This window comes from Methanospirillum hungatei JF-1, from assembly GCF_000013445.1.
In the GTDB taxonomy this organism is placed as follows: Archaea; Halobacteriota; Methanomicrobia; order Methanomicrobiales; family Methanospirillaceae; genus Methanospirillum; species Methanospirillum hungatei.
This window is the reverse complement of record NC_007796.1, coordinates 2,679,881-2,702,303: the sequence shown is the minus strand read 5'-3', so window position 1 is coordinate 2,702,303 and position 22,423 is coordinate 2,679,881. Positions and strand designations below refer to the sequence as shown.

10 protein-coding genes and 1 tRNA gene are annotated in these 22,423 nt (G+C 46.3%); 8 read left to right on the top strand and 3 right to left on the bottom strand.

The genetic code is table 11. The features are described 5' to 3' along the window. Positions 1–32 precede the first annotated feature (32 nt). Positions 33–917 carry a DnaJ domain-containing protein gene (locus MHUN_RS17715; protein ID WP_011449395.1) on the top strand — a complete coding sequence of 295 codons (885 nt, stop codon included), beginning with the start codon at positions 33–35 and terminating at the stop codon, positions 915–917. Between the two features lie 77 nt (positions 918–994). After that, positions 995–4,855, top strand: a complete 3,861-nt coding sequence (locus MHUN_RS12685) for a DNA-directed DNA polymerase II large subunit (protein ID WP_011449394.1) — start codon at positions 995–997, stop codon at positions 4,853–4,855. Here the strand turns inward: MHUN_RS12685 and MHUN_RS12680 are convergent. Then, positions 4,848–7,376 (bottom strand): ABC transporter substrate binding protein, encoded by a 2,529-nt coding sequence (locus MHUN_RS12680; RefSeq protein ID WP_011449393.1) that lies wholly within the window; start codon positions 7,374–7,376, stop codon positions 4,848–4,850. The genes MHUN_RS12685 and MHUN_RS12680 overlap by 8 nt on opposite strands. Before the next feature lie 190 nt (positions 7,377–7,566). Between MHUN_RS12680 and MHUN_RS12675 the strand changes: the two genes are divergently transcribed. Beyond that, positions 7,567–7,649: transfer RNA gene (locus tag MHUN_RS12675), tRNA-Leu, on the top strand. Positions 7,650–8,005: 356 nt separating this feature from the next. On the opposite strand, the gene katG is transcribed toward MHUN_RS12675, so the two are convergent. Then, a complete protein-coding gene (gene katG, locus MHUN_RS12670) occupies positions 8,006–10,204 on the bottom strand; it encodes a catalase/peroxidase HPI (RefSeq protein ID WP_048067526.1) in 2,199 nt (732 codons plus the stop codon). A gap of 119 nt (positions 10,205–10,323) precedes the next feature. Between katG and MHUN_RS12665 the strand changes: the two genes are divergently transcribed. Together MHUN_RS12665 and MHUN_RS12660 are read left to right on the top strand one after the other, a co-directional pair. Further along, complete coding sequence (locus MHUN_RS12665) at positions 10,324–11,103, top strand: Rpn family recombination-promoting nuclease/putative transposase (protein WP_011449391.1); 780 nt, start codon at positions 10,324–10,326, stop codon at positions 11,101–11,103. A gap of 499 nt (positions 11,104–11,602) precedes the next feature. Further along, on the top strand, positions 11,603–12,478 hold the full coding sequence (locus MHUN_RS12660; RefSeq protein WP_011449389.1) for a hypothetical protein: 876 nt from the start codon (positions 11,603–11,605) through the stop codon (positions 12,476–12,478). 48 nt (positions 12,479–12,526) lie between these two features. Here MHUN_RS12660 and MHUN_RS12655 read toward each other — a convergent pair whose 3' ends face one another. Then, a complete protein-coding gene (locus tag MHUN_RS12655) occupies positions 12,527–12,712 on the bottom strand; it encodes a hypothetical protein (protein ID WP_048067525.1) in 186 nt (61 codons plus the stop codon). Positions 12,713–13,063: 351 nt separating this feature from the next. Between MHUN_RS12655 and MHUN_RS12650 the strand changes: the two genes are divergently transcribed. The 3 genes from MHUN_RS12650 (at position 13,064) to MHUN_RS12640 (ending at position 22,420) form a co-directional block, all read left to right on the top strand. After that, a complete protein-coding gene (locus tag MHUN_RS12650; RefSeq protein ID WP_048068033.1) occupies positions 13,064–13,963 on the top strand; it encodes an Rpn family recombination-promoting nuclease/putative transposase in 900 nt (299 codons plus the stop codon). 404 nt (positions 13,964–14,367) lie between these two features. Next, positions 14,368–15,885, top strand: a complete 1,518-nt coding sequence (locus tag MHUN_RS12645; RefSeq protein ID WP_011449387.1) for a hypothetical protein — start codon at positions 14,368–14,370, stop codon at positions 15,883–15,885. Between the two features lie 4 nt (positions 15,886–15,889). Next, positions 15,890–22,420, top strand: coding sequence for a PKD domain-containing protein (locus MHUN_RS12640; protein ID WP_011449386.1), 6,531 nt, complete (start codon positions 15,890–15,892; stop codon positions 22,418–22,420). Positions 22,421–22,423: the final 3 nt, after the last annotated feature.

Genomic DNA, 22,423 nt, shown 5'->3' with positions numbered 1-22,423 from the left:
CGTAGTTGTATCCTGATACTGAGAAGCAACTGATGCCTGATCCCGGGGAGTCATATTACGAGCTATTAAATGTCAGGCGGGATGCCTCACCCGAAGAGATTACGGCATCGTATAGAAAGCTGGCAAAGGTGCTTCATCCTGATGTATGCGGTAGTCCAGAGGCTGAAGAGTTATTCAAGGTCGTGAATGAGGCGTACCAGGTCTTAAAAGATCAGAAGAAACGGGAAGCATATGATATCTCCCTCCTGGAAGCGGAAGGATCAGACTATGGGCGGTATTACAGCGGAGGGAGGCGGTACCGGGATCCCCGGACCTGGTACTATGCCCATCTTCACCAGTCCTATCATCCGCCCCGCTCATCACCTGATCAGGAAACCCCTAAAGCCCGGAGATCATCTATCCCCCGAATCCTGCAGGTTGTTCTCTTTTATGCAACCCTGTTTATGGCCATTATCATTCTGGTCCAGCTCTTCCTCCTTCCCTGGATGAACGGAATAGCAGCATCTGAAGCGAGATCACTATTTGAGGCCGGGAACCGGTGGATGAATGAAGAGGAGTATCAGAAAGCGATTGAGAGTTATGGGAGTGCGGTCGAAAGGCTCCCCGGGTTTTCAGATGCCTGGCGGGCCAAGGGTCTTGCAGAGATAAGGAAGGCCGAGGAGTTGTCTGACAGAGGATTCGGGACCCAGGCTGAACCTTATTATCAGTCCGCGATCCGATCATTCAACCAGGCATATCCTTCTTTCCCTGAAGATGTTCAGGTTCTGTCAGGGATTGGCAAATCACTCTTTGCCCTTGGAAGAACAGAAGAATCAGTTCCCTATCTGAAGAAATCATTGGAGATGCGACCAGGTGATTCTGCCATTCAGACCCTCCTTGATCAGGCCCGGTTGAAAGGCGGACTGAAGGGAGCATGAATCTCATCACTCCCGTTTTTTTCAGAGAATCAGCACATTATCCACTCATACGACAAACATAATACTCACATCTCATCATGGCAGACATATCACCCCGGATGCAGGAATATTATGACCGGCTGAATGCAGGTCTTGCACAGGCGATGGAGGTTGCGAAGACCGCCAGGAAGACTGGACTCGACCCTGAGACGGTTGTCGAGATCCCAATTGCAAATGATCTGGCAGACCGGGTTGAGGCCCAGGTGGGTATCCCCGGTGTGGCCCAGATGATCCGTGAACTTGAAGCGGTCATGTCCCGAGAAGAGGCGTCCCTTCATATTGGCGATTATTTTGCAGAAAAGAAGTTTGGAGAGACGACAAAAGAAGAGATCCTGGATCATGCAATCCGGACTGCCATGGCTCTCCTCACCGAAGGGGTCGTTTCTGCACCCATAGAAGGAATTGCCAAGGTTGCGGTGAAGAAAAATGATGACGGATCTGAATACCTTGCTATTTACTATGCAGGTCCCATCCGGAGTGCCGGAGGAACGGCACAGGCTCTTTCCGTCCTGGTCGGTGATTATGTCCGGAGAATTCTGGGCATGTCACGATACATGCCACGGGAAGAGGAGATTGAACGGTATATCGAGGAGATCAGGCAGTATAACTCCATCATGAGTCTGCAGTATCTCCCATCCGAACGCGAGATCCGGCTTATCATCAGTAACTGTCCAGTCTGTATTGATGGTGAACCGACTGAAAAGGAAGAGGTATCAGGTCATCGGAATCTGGAACGGGTTGAGACAAACACCGTCCGGGGAGGAATGGCCCTTGTCATCGCCGAAGGTCTTGCCTTAAAAGCACCAAAAGTCCTAAAAAACGTCAGAAAAATGAAGATGGACGGCTGGGACTGGCTTGAAGAGATGATCCAGGCCACTGCCGGAAGCTCATCATCAGAAGAAAAGGAGGTGGGCATTCACCCGAAAGATAAATTTCTCAGGGATTTAATCGGAGGAAGACCCGTCTTTTCATACCCGATGCGGGAGGGGGGATTCAGGCTGGTATATGGCCGCTCACGGAATACCGGCCTTGCTGCAGCGGGTCTGAATCCTGCAACCCTGCATATTCTTGGGGATTTTCTCGCCGTCGGAACCCAGATGAAGATAGAAAGGCCGGGAAAAGCTGCCGGAATCTCCCCGGTTGACAGCATTCAGGGCCCGACGGTCAGACTCATCAATGGTGATGTGGTCAGGATCCATGATGCAAAACGAGCCAGGGAACTCTCATCCCAGGTCAGTCATATCATCGATGTTGGTGAAATACTCATCAGTTATGGCGAGTTCATGGAGAACAATCATGTGCTTGTCCCGTCTGCGTACTGTGAGTCCTGGTGGCGTCTTGAAGGAGGCACCACCCGTCCGGCAGATGAAGATGAGGCTATTCTCCAATGTGAGTCCGGATTATACCTCCATCCTGATTACCTCTACCTCTGGGATGATCTCAAACCTGCCGAGATTAGGAGCCTTGCTGAGTTTATTCACAAGCATGGCACGCTCGCTGATAAAACCCTCATTCTCCCGCTTGATCCCACGATAAAGGAGTATCTGGAGCGTGTGCTCTGTGAACACCAGGTGAGGGAAGGTATGATCCGTATCACCCCATGCAGGATAGTTCTCAAATGTCTGGGGCTTGACAGCTCCCTTGCTCTCTCCGATTCCTGGGAGAAGGAACTCCCTGAGTCCGCGTTGGATCTCGTGCAGTTTCTCTCCGGAATGAAGATGAGATCAAAGGCAGGGACCAGGATCGGGGGACGAATGGGAAGACCAGGGAAATCAAAGCCCCGGGAGATGAAACCTGCCCCCCATGTACTCTTTCCGGTCGGGGAAGCAGGAGGGTCCCGGCGGTCAGTGCAGGAAGCCTCCAAATTCTCCTACCAGGCAAATACCGAAGGGGGGAACCTGCAGCTTGAGATGGGTGTCAGGCGATGTCCTGCCTGTGGGACTGAGTCATACAAAAACCGGTGCTCATGTGGAACCCATACTGAACCGGTCTTGTCATGTTCACGATGCGGAATTGAGGTCCAGGGACCGGTATGCCCCCAGTGTGGCATGGAGCCCACATCAGTCAGGCAGTACACCGTCAATGTCCGGCAGATGTTGCAGCAGGCTTTTGCTGACCTTGGCATGCGGGATCGGGATGTTGAACTGGTGAAAGGTGTCAAAGGACTTGTATCACGTAATAAGCCGGTCGAGCTCATAGAAAAAGGGGTGATCCGGGCTGCAAACAAGCTCTTTGTCTTCAAAGACGGGACAGTCAGGTTTGATATCATTGATATGCCGCTCACCCACTTCAGGCCCAGAGAGATTGGTGTTTCGGTTGAGAGACTGCGGGAATTAGGGTATCTGCAGGATATATATGGAGTTCCCCTGCAGAATCCTGACCAGGTTCTTGAACTGCCCCCCCAGGATATTCTTGTACCGGAGGGCTGTGGGGACTACCTCTTCTCCTGCACCCGGTTTATTGACACACTGCTCGAGAAGGTCTATGGCCTTCCTCCCTTTTACAACCTTGAAACGCGGAGTGATCTCGTCGGCCACCTGGTCATCGGTCTTGCTCCCCACACCAGTGCCGGTGTCCTTGCCCGGATCATCGGATTTTCAAAAGCAAATGTGGGATATGGACATCCGTTCTTCCATGCTGCGAAACGGAGGAACTGTTTTCATGGAGACACCCTTATCGAGATTTATGCGGACGGGATCCTGGAGGAGATTCCGATCAGACGTTTTGTTCTGGAACACTTGGATCTCTCACAGGCTGGAGTGGACGCTCTGGGGACATTCTATGCCGACCCGGTTCGGCCGGCCCATGTCAGAAGTGTTGACACTGGTGGAATCCCGCATCTCCGAAAGATAACATCGGTCTCCGTGCACAAGGCACCAGCAAACCTGATTCAGTTCTCAACCTCACGGGGAAAGAATCTCCTGGTAACCCCTGACCATGCCATGCTTGTCTGGGACGTCTCATATTTACGGAAAATAAGGGCTCTTGAGGTGAAAATAGGCGATGCAGTTCCTGTATGGGAATCTGGCGTGGTAATCAGTGACCGGATTGTATCCATCGATTATGTTCCCTGTGAGGATGAGCGGGTGTACTGCCTTACGGTTGATAGGGATCATAATGTAGTTGGAAACGGGATCTTCACCGGCCAGTGTGACGGTGATGAGGACTGTGTCATGCTGCTGCTGGATGGTCTGATTAACTTCTCCCGTTCATTTCTCCCGGTAACACGGGGTGGCTCGATGGATGCTCCTCTGGTCCTGACGAGCAGAATTGATCCGACTGAGATTGACAAGGAGAGTCATAATCTGGATGTCTGTGCGACGTACCCGATTGAGGTGTATGAGACCGCTCTCCGGTACGGGAATGCCAAGGATGTGGAGAGTCTGGTTGACCGGGTTGAGCGCCGGCTGAATACTCCTGCACAGATCGAGGGATTCTTCTTTACTCATGACACATCAGATATTTCTGCCGGCCCCCTGGAGACGATGTATACCCAGCTTCAGTCGATGCTGGACAAGCTTGACTGTGAACTCTCCCTTGCAAAGCGGATTCGAGCCGTAGATGAACACGATGTTGCAGAACGTGTCCTGAAGACCCATTTTATTCGCGATCTGCAGGGAAACCTCTCTGCCTTTTCAAAACAGAAATTCCGGTGCACCAAGTGTAATACCAGTTACCGCCGGATGCCTCTTGCCGGAAAATGCAAATGCGGCGGAAATATTATTCCAACTGTGCATGAAGGGTCGGTGAAGAAATATCTGCAGATGTCCAGGCAGATATGTGAAGAGTACAATATTACCGAATATACCCGTCAGCGGATAGAAGTAATAGACATGAATATCGAGTCCACATTCGGAGAAGAAAAGGTTGAACAGATGGGCCTTGCAGATTTCATGTAATGCCGCTCTCAAACCGGTAATTTCCTTTGGGAACCCGCATCACAAACCTGGCACCGGTTCCATACTCTCCTGTTTCGGTTATGGAAATTCCGGTTATTGCGAGGATCTCCCTGACCAGTATGAGCCCTATTCCTGCTTTTCCTTCAAGGTTCAGGGATAAGATCTGCTCCTTGTAGTCTGAAGGAACCCCAATCCCGTTATCTTCGTATATGAGCAGCAGATCCTCTCCGTCCTGTTCTGTCCTGATGCCGATTATTGTTACCCGTTCACCATGTGTGATGGAGTTTTCGACAAGGTGCAGAAACACCTTTTCCAGGAATGGATCAGCATAGATGAAGAGCCCTTTCACGAAAATCTCCCTGGTAATTCCTCCCATACTCAGGTGAGATATGGCATAGATGAATACTTCCTCAACATTCTGCCAGACTGCCGGTTTTAATCCCATATCCTGGTAATTTTTCATGAAGAGGACGAGACGGTCGATGGATCGGACAGCACTCCGGCTCCGTTCAAGGTATTTTTCAGCATCAGAATCCCGGACGATATCAGCAGCAAAGTCAAGATACCCCCGAAGAATGAAGAGCTGGTTGTTCATGGTGGTGCGGGTGAGATAATTGAAGAGATTGAGTTTCTCCGTGGCTTTTCTGATTGCATTCTCAGTCCGCAGCCGTTCTGATATATCCCGAATGGCAGCAACAATCCATATCTTTCCTTTCCAATCAAAGACCCGGCCGATAATCTCCACTGGAAACCGTACGCCTGATTTTTTCTGATGATATCGCAGGGGAATGGCAAATGTTCCGGTCCGGACTTCTGATGAAAGTATTCTGGTAGTATCTGGCTCTGCAGATAATGAGGTGATATTCATCCCGATGAGTTCACTCTTCTGGTATCCATACATCTCGACGGCAAAGAGGTTTGCTTCTAGTATCTCTCCGGTGCTTTGATCAATGAGGAAAATTGCCTCTTTTCCAAGTTCAAAGAGGTTATAGTATTTCTCGTGGCTCTCCAGAAGTTCTTCCCGTGCTGCCTTCTGCTCGGTGATGTCAAATGCAAGCCCGATTACTCCGGTGACAGATCCTTTTGCATCGGTAATAGGCACTTTTCTCACGGTGAGCGGTATCTTTGTTCCAGATTTTTCAGGGATAGTCTCTTCCGGGATAAAGAGCGGCTTTCCTGATGCAATGACAGTGTCATCCTGCTCCTGGTATCTGGTTGCGATTTCATGAGGGAACAGGTCATAATCGGTCTTTCCCTTTATCTCATCTGCCCTCAGACCTATCGTATCACACAAGGTCTGGTTTGCATACTGGTATACTCCATTCCTGTCTTTCAAAAAAGCATATCCGGGAAGTGCATCAAGAAGGGTCATCATTAACTTTTCAGTTCTTCTCCGAACAAGCATAATGGAAAGGAGGGTAATAAGAGCAGCAGCCAGGATTATGATAACAAGCAGGGCAGCCATGATAAACCCGTAATACTGCTCAATGAATGCCGGTGGCGTATGCAGGAGGATGCTTCCCGGAGGGATACGCTCCTTTGGCACCTTAAATCGTTCCAGAACGGCATAATCAAATATCAACTGGGTTGCATCAGTTCCCACAATCGGAATTTGAGATATCTCTTTTCCTGACAGTATCTCCGAGGCCATCTGACCGGCAATATATCCCTGCCTGTATCCGGAAAGGATACTCCCTCCAACGGTTCCCCGTCCGGTATTAAAATCATAGAGGTTGAAAACCGGAACCGGGCTTATTGCTGCTACTTTCTCTGCAAACTGACCGATGTCTACGATGGCACCGGTTTTATCCACCGACCATGAACCAATCAGGATGGCCGTTCCTGGTGTCTGGTTTCGGATCTCCTCATATACTTCCCCGGTTGTGATATCACCGATGTAGGTGAACACTGCCCGATTCTGATAGTTTCGGCTGGCTTTCCTGATGATCTCTGCAATTCCTTTTCCGGATTCTGTATATTCACAGAGTACCAGGATATGCTTTGTATCTGGAAAAAGGCGGAAAATGCTGTCAATGGTATCTTCCGGGTTTATTGCTTCGATAACACCGGTAGTTTTTGGGTATGTGTCTGGCCGTATCTCATCAAATCCATTCAGCGCGGTGAAGATTATCGGTGCATCTGAAAAGATTTCGGTACGGTGCTTCAGCCCAAAGATGAGTGCGGCATCGTCGGTGGTTATGAGGAGATCCACCGGTAGGTTTTTGTATCGGTATCGTAGAAGGTCTTCGACAAGGTTCAGGTTCTCTTCAGTTGGGTAGTTCTTCCAGTTCAGGTATTCAAATGAGATGGAGGTATTTGCCGGCAATGGCCCCATTCCTGCCAGGATACCCTGGGATATATTTGCCGTCCAGGTCAGAGTTGGGTTATAGGAATGCAGGACCAGGATGAACTGCCCGTTGTCCTGATTGGATGCGGCTCCAATGCTTTTTGAAAGAAGAAGAGCCATGACCAGCAGTGCGAAAAGCCGGAGTATTGTGTGGATGGTGGGGGACCTGTCCATTCTCTTGAACCTATTATGTGTGGACTAAAGTAAGTATCGATCTATGATGACCGGTCAGTAATTTATAGAAGGTTTATATGTGGGTGTCCGGATGTGAAATCATATCAAAAATATACAAATAGGATCCTCACCAACCTAAGTACGTCAGCTTGGTGTGGATCTCTTCCATACCATCTCTTCTTCTTATTGTGCGGGGATAGCCAAGTGGTCAAAGGCGAACGCCTCAAGAGCGTTTCTCGTAGGAGTTCAGGGGTTCGACTCCCTTTCCCCGCATATACCTCTTTCTCCGGTCTGATGGTTTGAATATTCATCATTTTCAGGTAGAAAAAGATTTTTTAAGTGCTCATATTCACTTTCTTAAGGTCTGACGAGTTCAGGCTCGCCAAGCGATAGCAGGTGATGGACAGCGTGACATCCAAGCCATGTTTCACCATGATCACATGGTTCCCGGTCTGCCTTGCCTTTGTTTCCATACCCGGGACATCTTCGATATATCCAACATCATGGAGAGTTTGAGCTACTTCCAGGGGCTTCCGGGATCCCCTTTCATCTGTTCCCAGCTTTTCATTTTAATATGAACTTGGAAGATATTGGATAGTGATCCACCATCATTCTCATGGTGGTGGTGATCATTGAATACGATCAAACCGATCCAGGTTCATCACCTTGGCCCATGCCGCAACAAAGTCCTGAATAAACTTATCTTTTCCATCTGAACATGCATATACCTCAGCAAGAGCCCGAAGCTGGGAGTTCGATCCAAAGATGAGATCGACTCGTGTTCCGGTCCACCTAATTTCTCCGGTTCTGCGGTCCCGTCCTTCATAGAGGTCTTCTGTCTCTGAAACCGGAGTCCATTCCGTTCCCATATCAAGGAGATGTACGAAATAATCATTCGTCAGAGTTTCAGGCTTATCGGTAAAAACCCCGTGTTTTGTCTGCCCGAAATTGGTATTCAAAACCCGCATACCTCCAATAAGCACGGTCATCTCCGGAGCAGTAAGCATCAGCAGCTGGGCTTTGTCGATCAGCATGGCCTCGGGTTTCATGGGAAGATGACGTTTTGCATAGTTCCTGAACCCGTCTGCCATCGGTTCAAGCACAGCAAATGATGCTGCATCGGTCTGTTCCTGCACGGCATCCATCCGTCCGGGAGTGAATGGAACTGTAACAGAATATCCGGCATTCTTTGCAGCCTGCTCAATACCAGCACAGCCTCCCAGAACGATGAGATCAGCAAGAGAGACTCTCTTTCCGCCGGGAGCATTCTGGTTAAATTCATGCTGGATCCCCTCGAGTATCTTCAGCACGTTTGCCAATTCTTCAGGTTCGTTCACTTCCCAGTTCTTCTGTGGATCAAGCCTGATTCGTGCACCGTTTGCACCTCCGCGTTTATCAGATCCACGGAACGTCGATGCAGCGGCCCAGGCGGTATATACCAGCCGGGAGATAGAAAGACCTGATGCAAGAATCCTGCTCTTGAGAAGAGCGATATCCTGGTCATCAATCAGCGGGTGGTTGATTGCCGGGATGGGATCCTGCCAAATGAGATCTTCATCCGGGACCTCCGGGCCAAGATATCGGGTCTTCGGGCCCATATCCCGGTGTGTCAGTTTGAACCAGGCCCGGGCAAAAGCATCTGCAAATAACTCCGGGTTCTCGTAAAATCGTCTTGATATCTTCTCATATATGGGATCAAACCTGAGAGCCAGATCGGTCGTCAGCATTCCCGGAGCATGTCGTTTCTTCGGGTCATGGGGATCAGGAACAGTCCCGGCTCCTGCCTCTCCCTTTGGTTTCCACTGATATGCTCCGGCCGGGCTCTTTGTCAACTCCCATTCGTAACTAAAGAGAACCCTGAAGAAATTATTACTCCATTTCGTTGGTGTGGGAGTCCAGGTGATCTCAATGCCACTCGTGATGGTGTCGTTTCCCTTCCCGGTACCAAAACTATTCTTCCATCCAAGCCCCTGCTCCTCAATTCCGGCAGCTTCTGGTTCAGGTCCCAGATGAGATGCAGGACCGGCACCATGGGTTTTTCCAAAGGCATGGCCACCGGCGATGAGTGCAACCGTCTCTTCATCATTCATGGCCATCCGGGCGAAAACCTCACGGATATCCCTAGCTGCTGCAACAGGATCCGGGTTGCCATCCGGACCTTCAGGGTTGACATAAATAAGCCCCATCTGAACGGCAGCCAGAGGCTTTTCAAGTTCACGGTCCCCTGAATACCGCTTATCTCCAAGCCACGTATCTTCAGATCCCCAGTATGTATCTTCCTGAGGTTCCCAGACATCCTCACGTCCTCCTCCAAAGCCGAATGTTTTAAATCCCATCGACTCAAGGGCGACATTTCCGGCAAGAATCATAAGGTCTGCCCATGAGATCTTCTGACCATATTTCTGCTTTATCGGCCAAAGAAGGCGTCTGGCTTTGTCTAGATTCACATTGTCCGGCCAGCTGTTGAGCGGGGGAAACCGCTGTTCTCCGCCACTAGCGCCACCCCGGCCATCAAAGGTCCGGTAAGTACCGGCACTATGCCATGCCATTCGGATAAACAAAGGCCCGTAATGCCCAAAGTCAGCCGGCCACCAATCCTGGGAACTGGTCATCAGATCCCTCAGGTCTTGTTTCACCGCTGCAAGGTCCAACTTACTAAATTCTACGCGATAATTGAATTTCTGGCCAAGTGGATTAGAGAGTGGAGAGTTCTGGGAGAGGATCTTCAGGTTCAGCTGGTCCGGCCACCAGTCACGGTTTGTTCTCCCTTTGCCGGGTATCTGCATGGTTATCCCGCCAGTTTCAGGGGATTTCTTGTTATCAGCCATCAGGTCACCTTCCTACGATTGTCTGAACTCTCTCCTTCAGGGAGATAAATATTCCCTGTTCCCATCTATGACCGATTCGGTATTTCAATGAGATCATTACATATTCCGGCGAATTCCTCATGTCACCCCGATATGATTTTACTTTCCGGTTACTCTTTGGAGATCCGAATAACTCTGACATCCTCCTTGATCTTCTGAATGCTATCCTTCCGGATCATTTTCAGAGTGGTGTGTGCACCGATCCACATCTGCTCTTACCTGATACAAAAAAGGAGTGCATCCTGGACATCAAGGCATTAGCAGATTCCAAAGTTCATGTTGATATTGAGATGCAGGTGCTCGATCTAAAATCAATGGAAAAACGCACCATCGTGATAAATATCCTGGATTATATGCTGATGCCTGTTGAAGATCTTCATACCTGCTTTCAGGCATATGACAAAACCCATGATATCCTCATGAGTGACGTCTTTGAAATTCATTTCCTTGAGCTCCCAAAGGTTCATAGGTGCAGGGTACCATATGAAGGTACAGATCTCCTATCGTGGCTTACATTTTTAAATGCATATACGGAGGAGGAGATAATTATGGTGACTGAAGGCAAACCCGCAATACAAAAAGCGTATAATAATCTTCAGATTATGAGCCTTGATGAAGAGACCCGACGGCTCTATGAAGCAAGAGAGATGTTTCTTCATGATCAGGCTACACGTATGTATGAAGCGAAAGAGGAGGGACTGGAAGAGGGCATGAAGAAGGGAAGGGAGGAAGAAAGAAAAGAAGTAGCAAAAAACCTCCTTTCCAAGGGCATGGATGATGAGTTCGTAATGGAAACAACCGGACTGGACCAGTCAATCATCGATAAACTTAAAAAATCCCTCTCCCTCCCGACCCAATAACCTCTCCTCTCCCTGTTTTTCAGGATCCCTGATAACCCCCCCTCCGCTCTGGATTCGTTCACCCCCCCAAATCAATCGTATTCAACATCTGCTGCCCGGTATCTGCACCAACTCCATAGAGTACAGGTCCGGTTCATGAGCCGAAATTACCTGCCTGAATAGTCCTAAAAGCCCCATCTATCGCGAAGTTTCGATTTTGTGTATGCTTCTTTCCTCTTTTTAGAGGGGTTCGGGGTTTTGGAGGTCGTGATATGTGATAATCACAGGTTTTTTGTGGGCAGCCTATATCCGGGTTGGGTTAACCATATGAAATGTATATCTGGTGCCCAAAATTATCCACAAGAGATATCTGGTCGGGTTTTCGATGACGGGTTATCAGAGGCCATCTCTTCATTTCATTCTCTTTCTTCCTGCATCGGAGATGTTCCCCCGGTAGTGCATTCTCCAACATAAAACCGAATAATTCTAATCTTATTCGCACCAGAGTTTTTACCCCCACATGAGAAAGATAAGCAAAAAAAATTACGATCTGGTTTTCAAAGAAGCCTTCTCGATTTTTGACAATAGATCACTGGCATTTCTGGGTATTGATCTACCACCAATAATCTCATTCCTGGTGACGGAGATCCCTGAAGTTGAGACAACTGATGACATGATGGATCTGAACTTTCGTCTTGAGGATGGATCTATCCTTCACCTTGAAGAGGAAATGAATCTTTCAAAAAGAGATCTCATCAGGTTTGCTCATTATGATCTCCGTCTTTTCCGATATTATGATGCCCCGGTCCATACGGTAGTCCTTACTCCTGCTGATAGTTCGAGCGGAACAAAAGTATTAGATATTGGCAGTCTACAGTATAACGTACTACAAATCGTTCTGTCTGATCGTGATGGTGATGCCCTGCTCTCCCAGATGCGGGCTGCTCTGGAAAAAGGTGAACCGGTAAACGAACTGGAACTTATCTTTTTACCTCTTATGAAGAGCAAACTCACAAAAATTGAACTGCTCAGGAGAACGATTGACCTTGAAAAAGAACTTCCAGAAAAGGATCTTCGAAATAAAGTCCGGGAATTAACCTTAATATTAGCGGATAAGATTGTTGACCAAAAAATACTTGATGAATTATGGGAGGAATTACGTATGTTTAAAGTTGTAAAGTATGCTGAAGAGAAGGGAATGGAAAAAGGCTTAGAGAAAGGCTTAGAAAAAGGTATAAAAAAAGGTATGGAAAAAGGAAAAAAACAGGAGAGAGAAACCGTCGCCAAAAACATGCTCTCCCTGGGTATAGAGGATGAACTGATAATCAAAGCAACCGGTCTTGATCAATCAATCATCGATAAACTCAAAAAATCCCTCTCCCTGCCGACCCAATAACCCCTCCTCTCTTTTCGTATTTCCACATCAGCGATAAACTCCGGTTCCCTATGAATACCCGACCCCCTGTTTTTCAATTCCTATCTCCCACCCATTCCCTCCGTTTGGGATTCGTTCACCCCCCGGAATCAATCGTTTTGGACATCTCCTGCCCTCTATCAACACCAACCCCATTGGGTCCAGGTCCGGTTCATGAGCCGAACTCTCCTCTCTGAATAACTCTGAAAGCCCCATCTATCGCGAAGTTTCGATTTTTGTGTATGCTTCTTTCCTCTTTTTGGAGAGGTTCAACGAATTGAAGGTCGAGATATGTGATAATCACTGGTTTTTTGTGGGCAGCCTATATCCGGGTTGGGTTAACCATATGAAATGTATATCAGGTGCCCAAAATTATCCGCAATAGATATCGGGTCGGGCTTTCGATGACGGGTTATCAGAGGTCATCCCGATATTTATTCTCACTCTAATCTCGTCTCCCTTCCTTTTAAGAAAATCTACCGTAATGCGGTTTTCTTTTATTCACCATCAGAAAGAGCAACTCATGTATAAAATGAAGCCCAATTCATGAAGGCGAATTATTCCATCATGAGATCAATAACGACATATACCGGCGAATTCCTCATGTCCCCCCGGAATGATTTTGCTTTCCGGTTACTCTTTGGAGATCCGAATAACTCTGACATCCTCCTTGATCTTCTGAATGCTATCCTTCCGGATCATTTTCAGAGTGTTGTGTGCACCGATCCACATCTGCTCATACCTGATACGAAAAAGGAGTGCATTCTGGACATCAAGGTATTATCAGATTCCGGAGTTTATGTTGACATTGAGATGCAGGTGCTCGATCTAAAATCAATGGAGAAACGGAGTCTCTTCTACTGGGCAAAAATGTATCTTGACCAACTCAATAGAGGTCATAGTTATCATGAGCTGAAACGCACCATCGTGATAAATATCCTGGATTATATGCTGATGCCTGTAGAAGATCTTCATACCTGCTTTCAGGCATATGATAAAACCCATGATATCCTCATGAGTGATGTCTTTGAAATTCATTTTCTGGAGCTCCCAAAGGTTCATAGGTGCAGGGTACCATATAAAGGTACAGATCTCCTATCGTGGCTTACATTTTTAAATGCATATACGGAGGAGGAGATAATTATGGCAGCTGAAGGCAAACCCGCAATACAAAAAGCATATAACAATCTTCAGATTATGAGTCTTGATGAAGAGACCCGACGGCTCTATGAAGCAAGAGAGATGTTTCTTCATGATCAGGCTACACGTATGTATGAAGCGAAAGAGGAGGGACTGGAAGAGGGGATGAAGAAAGGAAGGGAAGAAGGAAGGGAAGAAGAAAGAGAAGGGTTCGTGAAAAACCTCCTCTCCCTTGGTATGGACGATGAGTTTATCAAGAAAGCAACCGGTCTTGATCAATCAATCATCGATAAACTCAAAAAATCCCTCTCCCTCCCGACCCAATAACCCTCCTCTCCTATTTTCCATTCCCAACGATAAACTCCGGTTCCCTATGAAAACCCGCCCCCCTGTTTTTCAATTACTATCTCCCACCCATTCCCTCCGCTCTGGATTCGTTCACTCCCCGGAATCTATCGTATTGGACCTCTCCTGCCCTCAATAAACACCAATTCCATCGTTCCCAGGTCCGGTTCATGAGCCGAAATTACCTGCCTGAATAGTCCTAAAAGCCCCATCTATCGCGAAGTTTCGATTTTGTGTATGCTTCTTCCCTCTTTTCGGAGAGGTTCGGTGATTTGCAGGTCGTGATACGTGATAATCACCGGTTTTTTGTGGGCAGCCTATATCCGGTGTGGGTTAACCATATGAAATGTATATCTGGTGACCGGTAGATAACTCCTGCAGGAGTCATGTCTGGTCGGGTTACGGATGACGGGTTATCAGAGGTCATCGGGTTTATCTTAATTATCGCTATCATTGTTATTCTTGGATCTCTCTATATGACCTATGTGGTTCCTTCACAGGGGAGGGATGCAGAGATCCAGCATATGCAAAACGTCGAGAAATTTTTTACCGATTTCAAGATGAATATCGATTCGCTATGGTATAACAACCAAGAGGGTGTATCATTCAATCAGCAACTTTCTCTTGGAACTGGAGGACAAACATCAGGAGGGGCATTCAGCATTTTCCCAGTGATGCAACCGGTGGCATCCAGCGGAAAAGTTGCAATAACTCAAATGCCTAATTTGAGTTTGACAATAATCAATGGCACCTTCATAAATATTACCGGTTCAGATGCAGGTGATATTAAAGAGGATTATTCTGCGATTTTTGTAAATTACTCAACAAATATTTATCCAAATCAAATGCCTCCCTTTGATCCCCATACTCTTACAATTTATCCAACAAATATCACCTCAAGTAGATTGATTAATCCATGGGAACTTGTTGACTGGGTGGCAGTCCTTGAAGTAAAGAACGCCACACTCCGCCAGGAGGATCTGTATCATGTATTAAACTGGACAGAACATCCTGAAACCAGGGAGGTCTCACACCTTGAAATTCTCAATTATCCGGTAAAAGAAGTAACGCTCTCTGTGATAAAGAATGGAATGAAAACCATTGAAGATGAGGTCATCTATCGGGGGCTTGTGTCACCATATACCTGGAATGAAACTATCCGAGTTAATCTCATGGAAGAGGCATACGGACTATCGAACGATCAGTTGATCAGATCAAATTTAAGTTATGTATATACCCGAAGTGATGGTTCCCCTCCCCTAATTCCAAAAAATCCAAGTGATCTATTCGAGTATATCACCTATTATGGTAATAGTTCGAGCACTGGTGATCTTGATTATATTACGGCAAATATCACTATGGACACAACACCTATTGGGACATTTAATTATTCATCACAAAACCCCTATTGGATCAATCAGGAATATATTTACCAATGTGGAGAGGTGCAACTTAAGCAGAATGGAATCATCCAACCAAAAATATCTTCCAACTGGATCCAGGTATCTCCTGCAGGAAATATCTGTAATGTTCATATCAACCTCATCTCTCTCTTTGGAGATGCATTGGTCGGCGGTCATGATGAGGTTCAGATTACCTCGACTCTAAAAGGAGTAAGACACAATATCATCAACAGTGGGGATAACTGGTATAAGTTGAAAGAAGGGATTATTGAAAATGCAAAAGGGTTTTTGATACAGATAACCGCTTCTGATGAAGATGAAGCGAGATACTATAAAAAATCTATCGATAGTTTACTAAAAAGTGATGGATTAACTGTAGAATCAGGACAGCATGGAAAAACCGTTAATGTTAATGTGACACCTAAAAATAATTACAATCTTCACCTTACTCTCAACCATGCATTGGTCGAAATGAAAATTGACTCTCGGGTATATGGGTAAAACAATGAATTCTAAAGATAGAGCTGTCTCGGAAGTCGTTGCAGCGATCCTCCTCATCAGTCTTGTTATCATAGGTATATCCATCGTGTCAGTGATGTTGACATCAGGCCCGCCACCGGAGGATATCCCGAAAGTATCCGTGCAGATGATACCCAAAGATGAAGATACATCAGGTGCAAATGCATCTTTTTACCATGGTGGTGGCGATTCACTGAGGTTTTACGCAACCACATTTACAGATGAGAAAGGAAACCCAATAGATCTGAATAATGTCTATCTTGTTAAGTGGAATGTCACGTCAGGAGAAAAGGATTATGAAGTCAGGTGGAAAGATCATCCTGACCTGGAATGGAATTATTCATCGGTTGTAAATATTACTGAAATTAATGATGGATATCAGATACACCATAATGTATCTACAGGGAATTACCTGATAAAAGAGTTCGGAACTGGACACAGCAGACCGATTGAAATCCCAAACGTTACGGCAGTTCCAACCATTGTTCCCATTCCTGGCTTTTGTAATGATACCCCATCTGCAGCGTTTACTGCAGATACTGTCGGCGATTATCGAAATAATCTTACCTGTATTGCATCCGCTCATGCAGATAATCTAACTCACAAATGGACAATATCAGGTAAAAATTTTCTACCAGTATCTATTTCAACTAAAGAATGGAGTTTTGATTATACCCTCCCTATTCCCTACGATACAAACAGTCAGGGTTATTTCATTCAGCATACGGTGTATAATTCAACCCCCATCTGCAGTGATTCTTCTATTCAGTATGTAACTGTCCCTCCCTGTTCACATGCCCCCTGTGTTGCCGGGTTTAGTTATCTTGTTGATGGGAAAACTGTTCAATTTACCGCTGATGGCCCAGATAAGGGGTTTTTTTCTTGGGAATATGGAGATGGGCAAAATAAAACGATAATAAATAATACAAAAGTAGAGCACACCTACCTGGATAATAAATCAATTCATTCGGTAACATTAACGAAAAAGATAAATCGATGTGACCAGGATTTCACCTGTTCGGTGACACAGAAGGTCACAACAGAATCGATTGTGTGCGGGTGTTTCATAGATAACTATGATCCATCCACACGAAACCCATGGAATGTTGAATTTACATGGAATCATCCAGATGTATGTAAAGGTCTGGATAACAAGGACTGGAAAGTAAAGTTTGACTTTGGTGATGGCAGTAACTCAGAAACCTATTCAAAAGACGGATTTGCAGGAATAACTAAATGGCCAGATTCTAATCGGATCTCTCATTCTTACACCGAGTGTCGCGATTACAGTGTAAAAATGGATGTCATCGATCTCCATGGTGGTATCTACTACACCTGTACAAAAACAGTTAATCTCCCCTGTATCTGCACAGAAGAAGAAAACCCAACTCCGGTATTTACTGCCACAGAAATAAAGTCAAATAATACGACCACGATCATCAATGATACCTCTACACCATCGGACATTATTCAATGGACATATGACTTTGGAGATGGCACGACACCCATAAATTTCAACACCACGACAAAACCAGATCCTTTCATATTTACACATACCTATTCATCATGTGGAAGTTATGTCATCAAACTCATCGTCCATGATGCTATGGGATGCTGGGCTGAAACTACCCGGACCATCTCGTGCGGTGGAGGTAATTGTGAACCCGACGATATACGGGCTGAATTTTCTGCAACTGCCGCTCCAAATAACCCGAAACGGTTCAACTTCATTGACTCGTCTTATTCAAACAATAACACGCTGACCCGTTGGGAATGGGACTTTGGTGATGGGACATCTGCGATAAATACCTCTCCACCAGGAACATTCTGGATTGAGTATGACAAATGTGGCTCATTCCCGGTAAAACTCAGGGTATGGGATGATATCGGCTGCTGGGATGACGTCATTAAGGAAGTCTCTTGTAATTGCCCAAAACCGATTGCACAATTCACCGTCGAATCTATGTCCAACCCCCGTGAGTTCAGGTTCACCAGTACATCAACCCATGATCCTTCAGTCACAATCACAGACTGGGAATGGGACTTTGGTGATGGTGTTACTTCGACAGGCTCCAGCGTTACTCATCGGTATACTAGTCCAGGAACCTACACGGTCAGGTTACGAGTAACAACGAATTGTGGATCATGGGATCACACCTTCCAGGATATCACAACTGGCTGTCCGTCCCCGAAAGCAGCCTTTGAGTATAATAATACAACCAATCCCCAGCAGTTTGTGTTCACCGATCGTTCTACCCATGAACCGTTTGTGAATATATCATGGTTGTGGGAGTTTGGAGATGGCACAAACTCAACAGAGCAGAACCCCACCCACACCTTCCCAAGTTGCAGCCAATATACAGTTCGACTGAAGGTGACGGCTGATTGCGGGAGTAGTAATGAGACGATTCAGAATGTCATATGCGGCTGTCCGTCCCCGAAAGCAGCCTTTGAGTATACTACTTCGGCAAATCCTCAGGAATTTGTGTTCATAGATCGTTCCACCCATGATCCTTCTGTGAATCTATCGTGGCTGTGGGAGTTTGGAGATGGTACAACCTCAACGGAGCAGAACCCCACTCACATATACCCAAGTTGCAGCCAATATACAGTTCGACTGAAGGTGACGGCTGATTGCGGGAGTAGTAATGAGACGATTCAGAATGTCATATGCGGCTGTCCGTCCCCGAAAGCAGCCTTTGAGTATACTACTTCGGCCAATCCTCAGGAGTTTGTGTTCATAGATCGTTCCACCCATGTTCCTCATGTGAATCTATCGTGGTTGTGGGAGTTTGGAGATGGTACAACCTCAACAGAGCAGAACCCGACCCACACCTACCCAAGTTGCAGCCAATATACAGTCCGACTGAAGGTGACCGCTGATTGTGGAAGTAGTAATGACACCATACAGGATATCGTCTGTGGATGTCCGCCCCCGGTTCCTGACTTTGATTACAAATGCATTGGAGAACGAACTGTCAACTTTACCGACCTATCCAGAGGAATGGGCAATGGAATTAGGGCTTGGTACTGGGAGTTTGGAGATTTGAGGCAAGACAATATATCCGGACTACAAAACCCAACGCATGAGTATGACAATCCGGGGACCTATCCGGTCAATTTAACGGTATTCACCACCTGCAATTCATCAGCCCGGTGGACACGAGAGGTAACCGTCCCCTGCTGCCAGATGCCAGTTCCTGACTTTACCTACACCTGTCTTGAGGATGGGAATACCATCCAGTTCAATGATACCTCGAAGGTATTCGGAGATGCAATAACCCGTTGGAGATGGGACTTTGGTGATAATGCGGGCATATCGTCAGACAAGAACCCCGTCTATCGGTACAACCAGCCAGGAACCTACCTGGTTAACCTCACCATAACGACGACATGTGGTGCTCAAAACTCATGGATTCATAATATTACCGTCCCCTGTCTCTGTTCCCCGCCAATTGCTAACTTCACGAAGGAGATGGTCTCCTCAAAGCCCTTCACCATGAGATTTACCGATCAGTCGGTTCCGAACAGCAATTCAATCACATCATGGAACTGGTCATTTGGTGATGGTACAACTTACTCCGGTCAGAATCCCCCGGAAAAGACCTATAATTCCTGTGGTGAGTATCTGGTAAATCTCCGGGTAACGAATGACTGTGGTCAGTACGATGACGTGGATCAGCTCGTATGCTGCCCGGTATTTGCAAACTTTACCTACCAGCTGGATCCCCCTGACGGAGATGCTCCGGTAACGGCCTATTTCACTGATCTGACAGAGGGAGAGCCGAATGCATGGCACTGGGACTTTGGAGACGGGAAAACGTCATATCTCCAAAACCCGGTACATATCTACAATGAAGGAGGGAATTACACCGTCACTCTCCATGCAACCAGTCCCTGTGGCGGGAATGAAACACATAGTAAAATCTTAACCTTTGGATGTCCGGAAGTCGTTGCAGACTTTAGTTATACCATCATCTCAGAGGATCCGTTCAATGTCTCATTCAGGGATCTCTCCTATGGTGGTGAGATTGTAGACTGGACCTGGTTCTTTGGTGACGGGACGACATCAAAAGAGCAGCATCCCTACCACCTCTATGCCGGAAGAGAGAATTACAACGTTGGTCTGATTGTAAAGAATAGTTGTGGTAATACTGCACAGATATGGCGGCGTATTGCCTTTGACTGCCCGAACCTGACCGCAGATTTTAATCTCACTCCTTCGTCCGGAATGAGTCCTCTTGAGGTGAAGTTCACGGACAACTCAACACCAATGGATAAGATCATGAGCTGGCTTTGGTTCTTTGGAGATGGAACCAGTTATTATACGACCAGCCCCCCCTCCAGAAACCCGCCAAACCATACCTATTCCAAGATTGGGACGTATTATGTGACACTTCAGGTTAAGAACGAGTGTGGTAATCCGTATAGCACGGTAAAAACGGTGAATGTCACAAACCCTGCAAGTATCAGTGGGTATCTCTGGAATGATAAGAATTTGAACGGTGTCCGGGATCCTGAAGAACAGGGGCTTTCGAACTGGCAGGTTTATCTACAAGAGCGGGTGGCAGGAAATTGGGTAGATCGGCAGTCAAATTCTACAGATATAAATGGAGATTATACATTTAATCTTCCTGATGTGACCTATGGAACGTTCAGAATACGTGAAGTGTTACCTGCTAACTGGAAAGTAACGTATTCCTATGGTTCAGGGGCAGAAACGTACTCATCGGCCCTGGTAATCTCCACACAACGGCAATACAATGAGGTTCATTTTGGAAATGCACAATGGAGAGTTTCTGAGATACAGATTCCGTCACGATGGAGATATGGGTCCAGCTATCCGGGATCACGGGGTAATTATCCGAAAAATTGGCCATTTGATTATACAACATCATTTGATTCAACACCTATGAAGTCATGGCCACAGGATGGAACGGGTAATGGGGCATTTATCCCCTATATTCGATATGAAAATTGGGGGGATAGTAGTTTTATTTTGCATCCTGGATTTTACAACCTTTATTATAAAACGGGATCTGCATGGTATTGGCTAACCACGTGGCATTGGAGAGCAAATGGCTCCGTATTTAACACGGGATTTAATTGTTCAGTACCGGATAACACGATATATCGATATTCAGATATTGATCTCTTCTATCTCCGTAACTATTCGACATTTTTTGAATTTTACTACCCACGAGAGAATGAGCTTATTCCTTATAATACGAGTTCATATGTTGAAGTCCATTATGTCGGGCCAAATGAGAATCAGGCGAATGGAAATACGAATTGTAAACTCCATCTTCCAGATGGGATGATTGTGAATCTTCCTTATATTGGATATCTTGGGTATAATACCGGTTATTGGAATAATACGAAATGGGAGGGTCAGTACATTACTCTCGTAGCGAGAAATCTTCTCACGAATGGAGCTACAGTTACCACCTATCGAAATGTCTCTGTTGATTTTGAGCCTGTTACGCCTGTTATTATATCACCGGTAAATAATTCTGTGGTAAAGGGATTGACGACTTTTACTGCGACAGTAGGTGGAAAAAACCGTAATACGAGTGATGTATGGTTATTGATCGATGATCAGAATGCTGGCCAGATGGTCTTTGATGCACTGAATAATAGGTTTAACCTACAGGTGAATGTTGAATCATATGCCGGAAAGACCATCTCTGTGGTAACACGGGCTTATCCTCTCCCAGGAAAAGGAACATTTCGTGATTCAAGTCCAGTATGGTTAAGAGTGGGAAGCGAAGAGCCCATACTGGCAAACTTTACTGCTGATCCCTGGGAAGGGCCTGCACCTCTCGAGGTTTCCTTTACCGATACCTCCACTGGCGGCCCTGCGTCATGGACCTGGAACTTTAATGACGGATATACATCCACTCTACAAAACCCAATTCATATCTTCCAAAATCCTGGTAATTATTCAGTCTCCCTACAGGTAACAAATGTCACAGGTCAGTCAAGCACCATCAGTAAATACATTAATACCACTGGAGTATTAAACACCGTCAGCCTTCTGACAAACAGGAACGGGTACCTGCATCCAGGGTATGCAAGCTGGCTCGTCAGAGGAAGCGGATCTACAATTACCGTGAATGGAACGGAGTACACACTCAATAATGGAGACCGGGTCAGGTTGGATATTGGAGTTGCCCAGACTCGTGCAAATATCAGAATAGTGGGAGAGATAAATGCATTCAATGTTACCAGTGTAATACTCTCCATTAATGGGAACCCTGTAGATACTGGTGTTTGCAGTGCGATAAAAATAAATGATTTCGAGAATTATCACTCAAATCTCAAAATTACTGCATACCGACAGACCAATGCCTGGATTAATTTAGTCTGGAATGGTGTCCCAATATCGGTCCAGAATTATCAGAACCTTGAAATTTCGGAATTAATGCCGTCTACGGATAAGATCATGGAGTTGTCACTCGAGCCTGGAAATATCTACTTTGACGGTCGTGCTTCATCATACCGGCTTTATTCATGAATT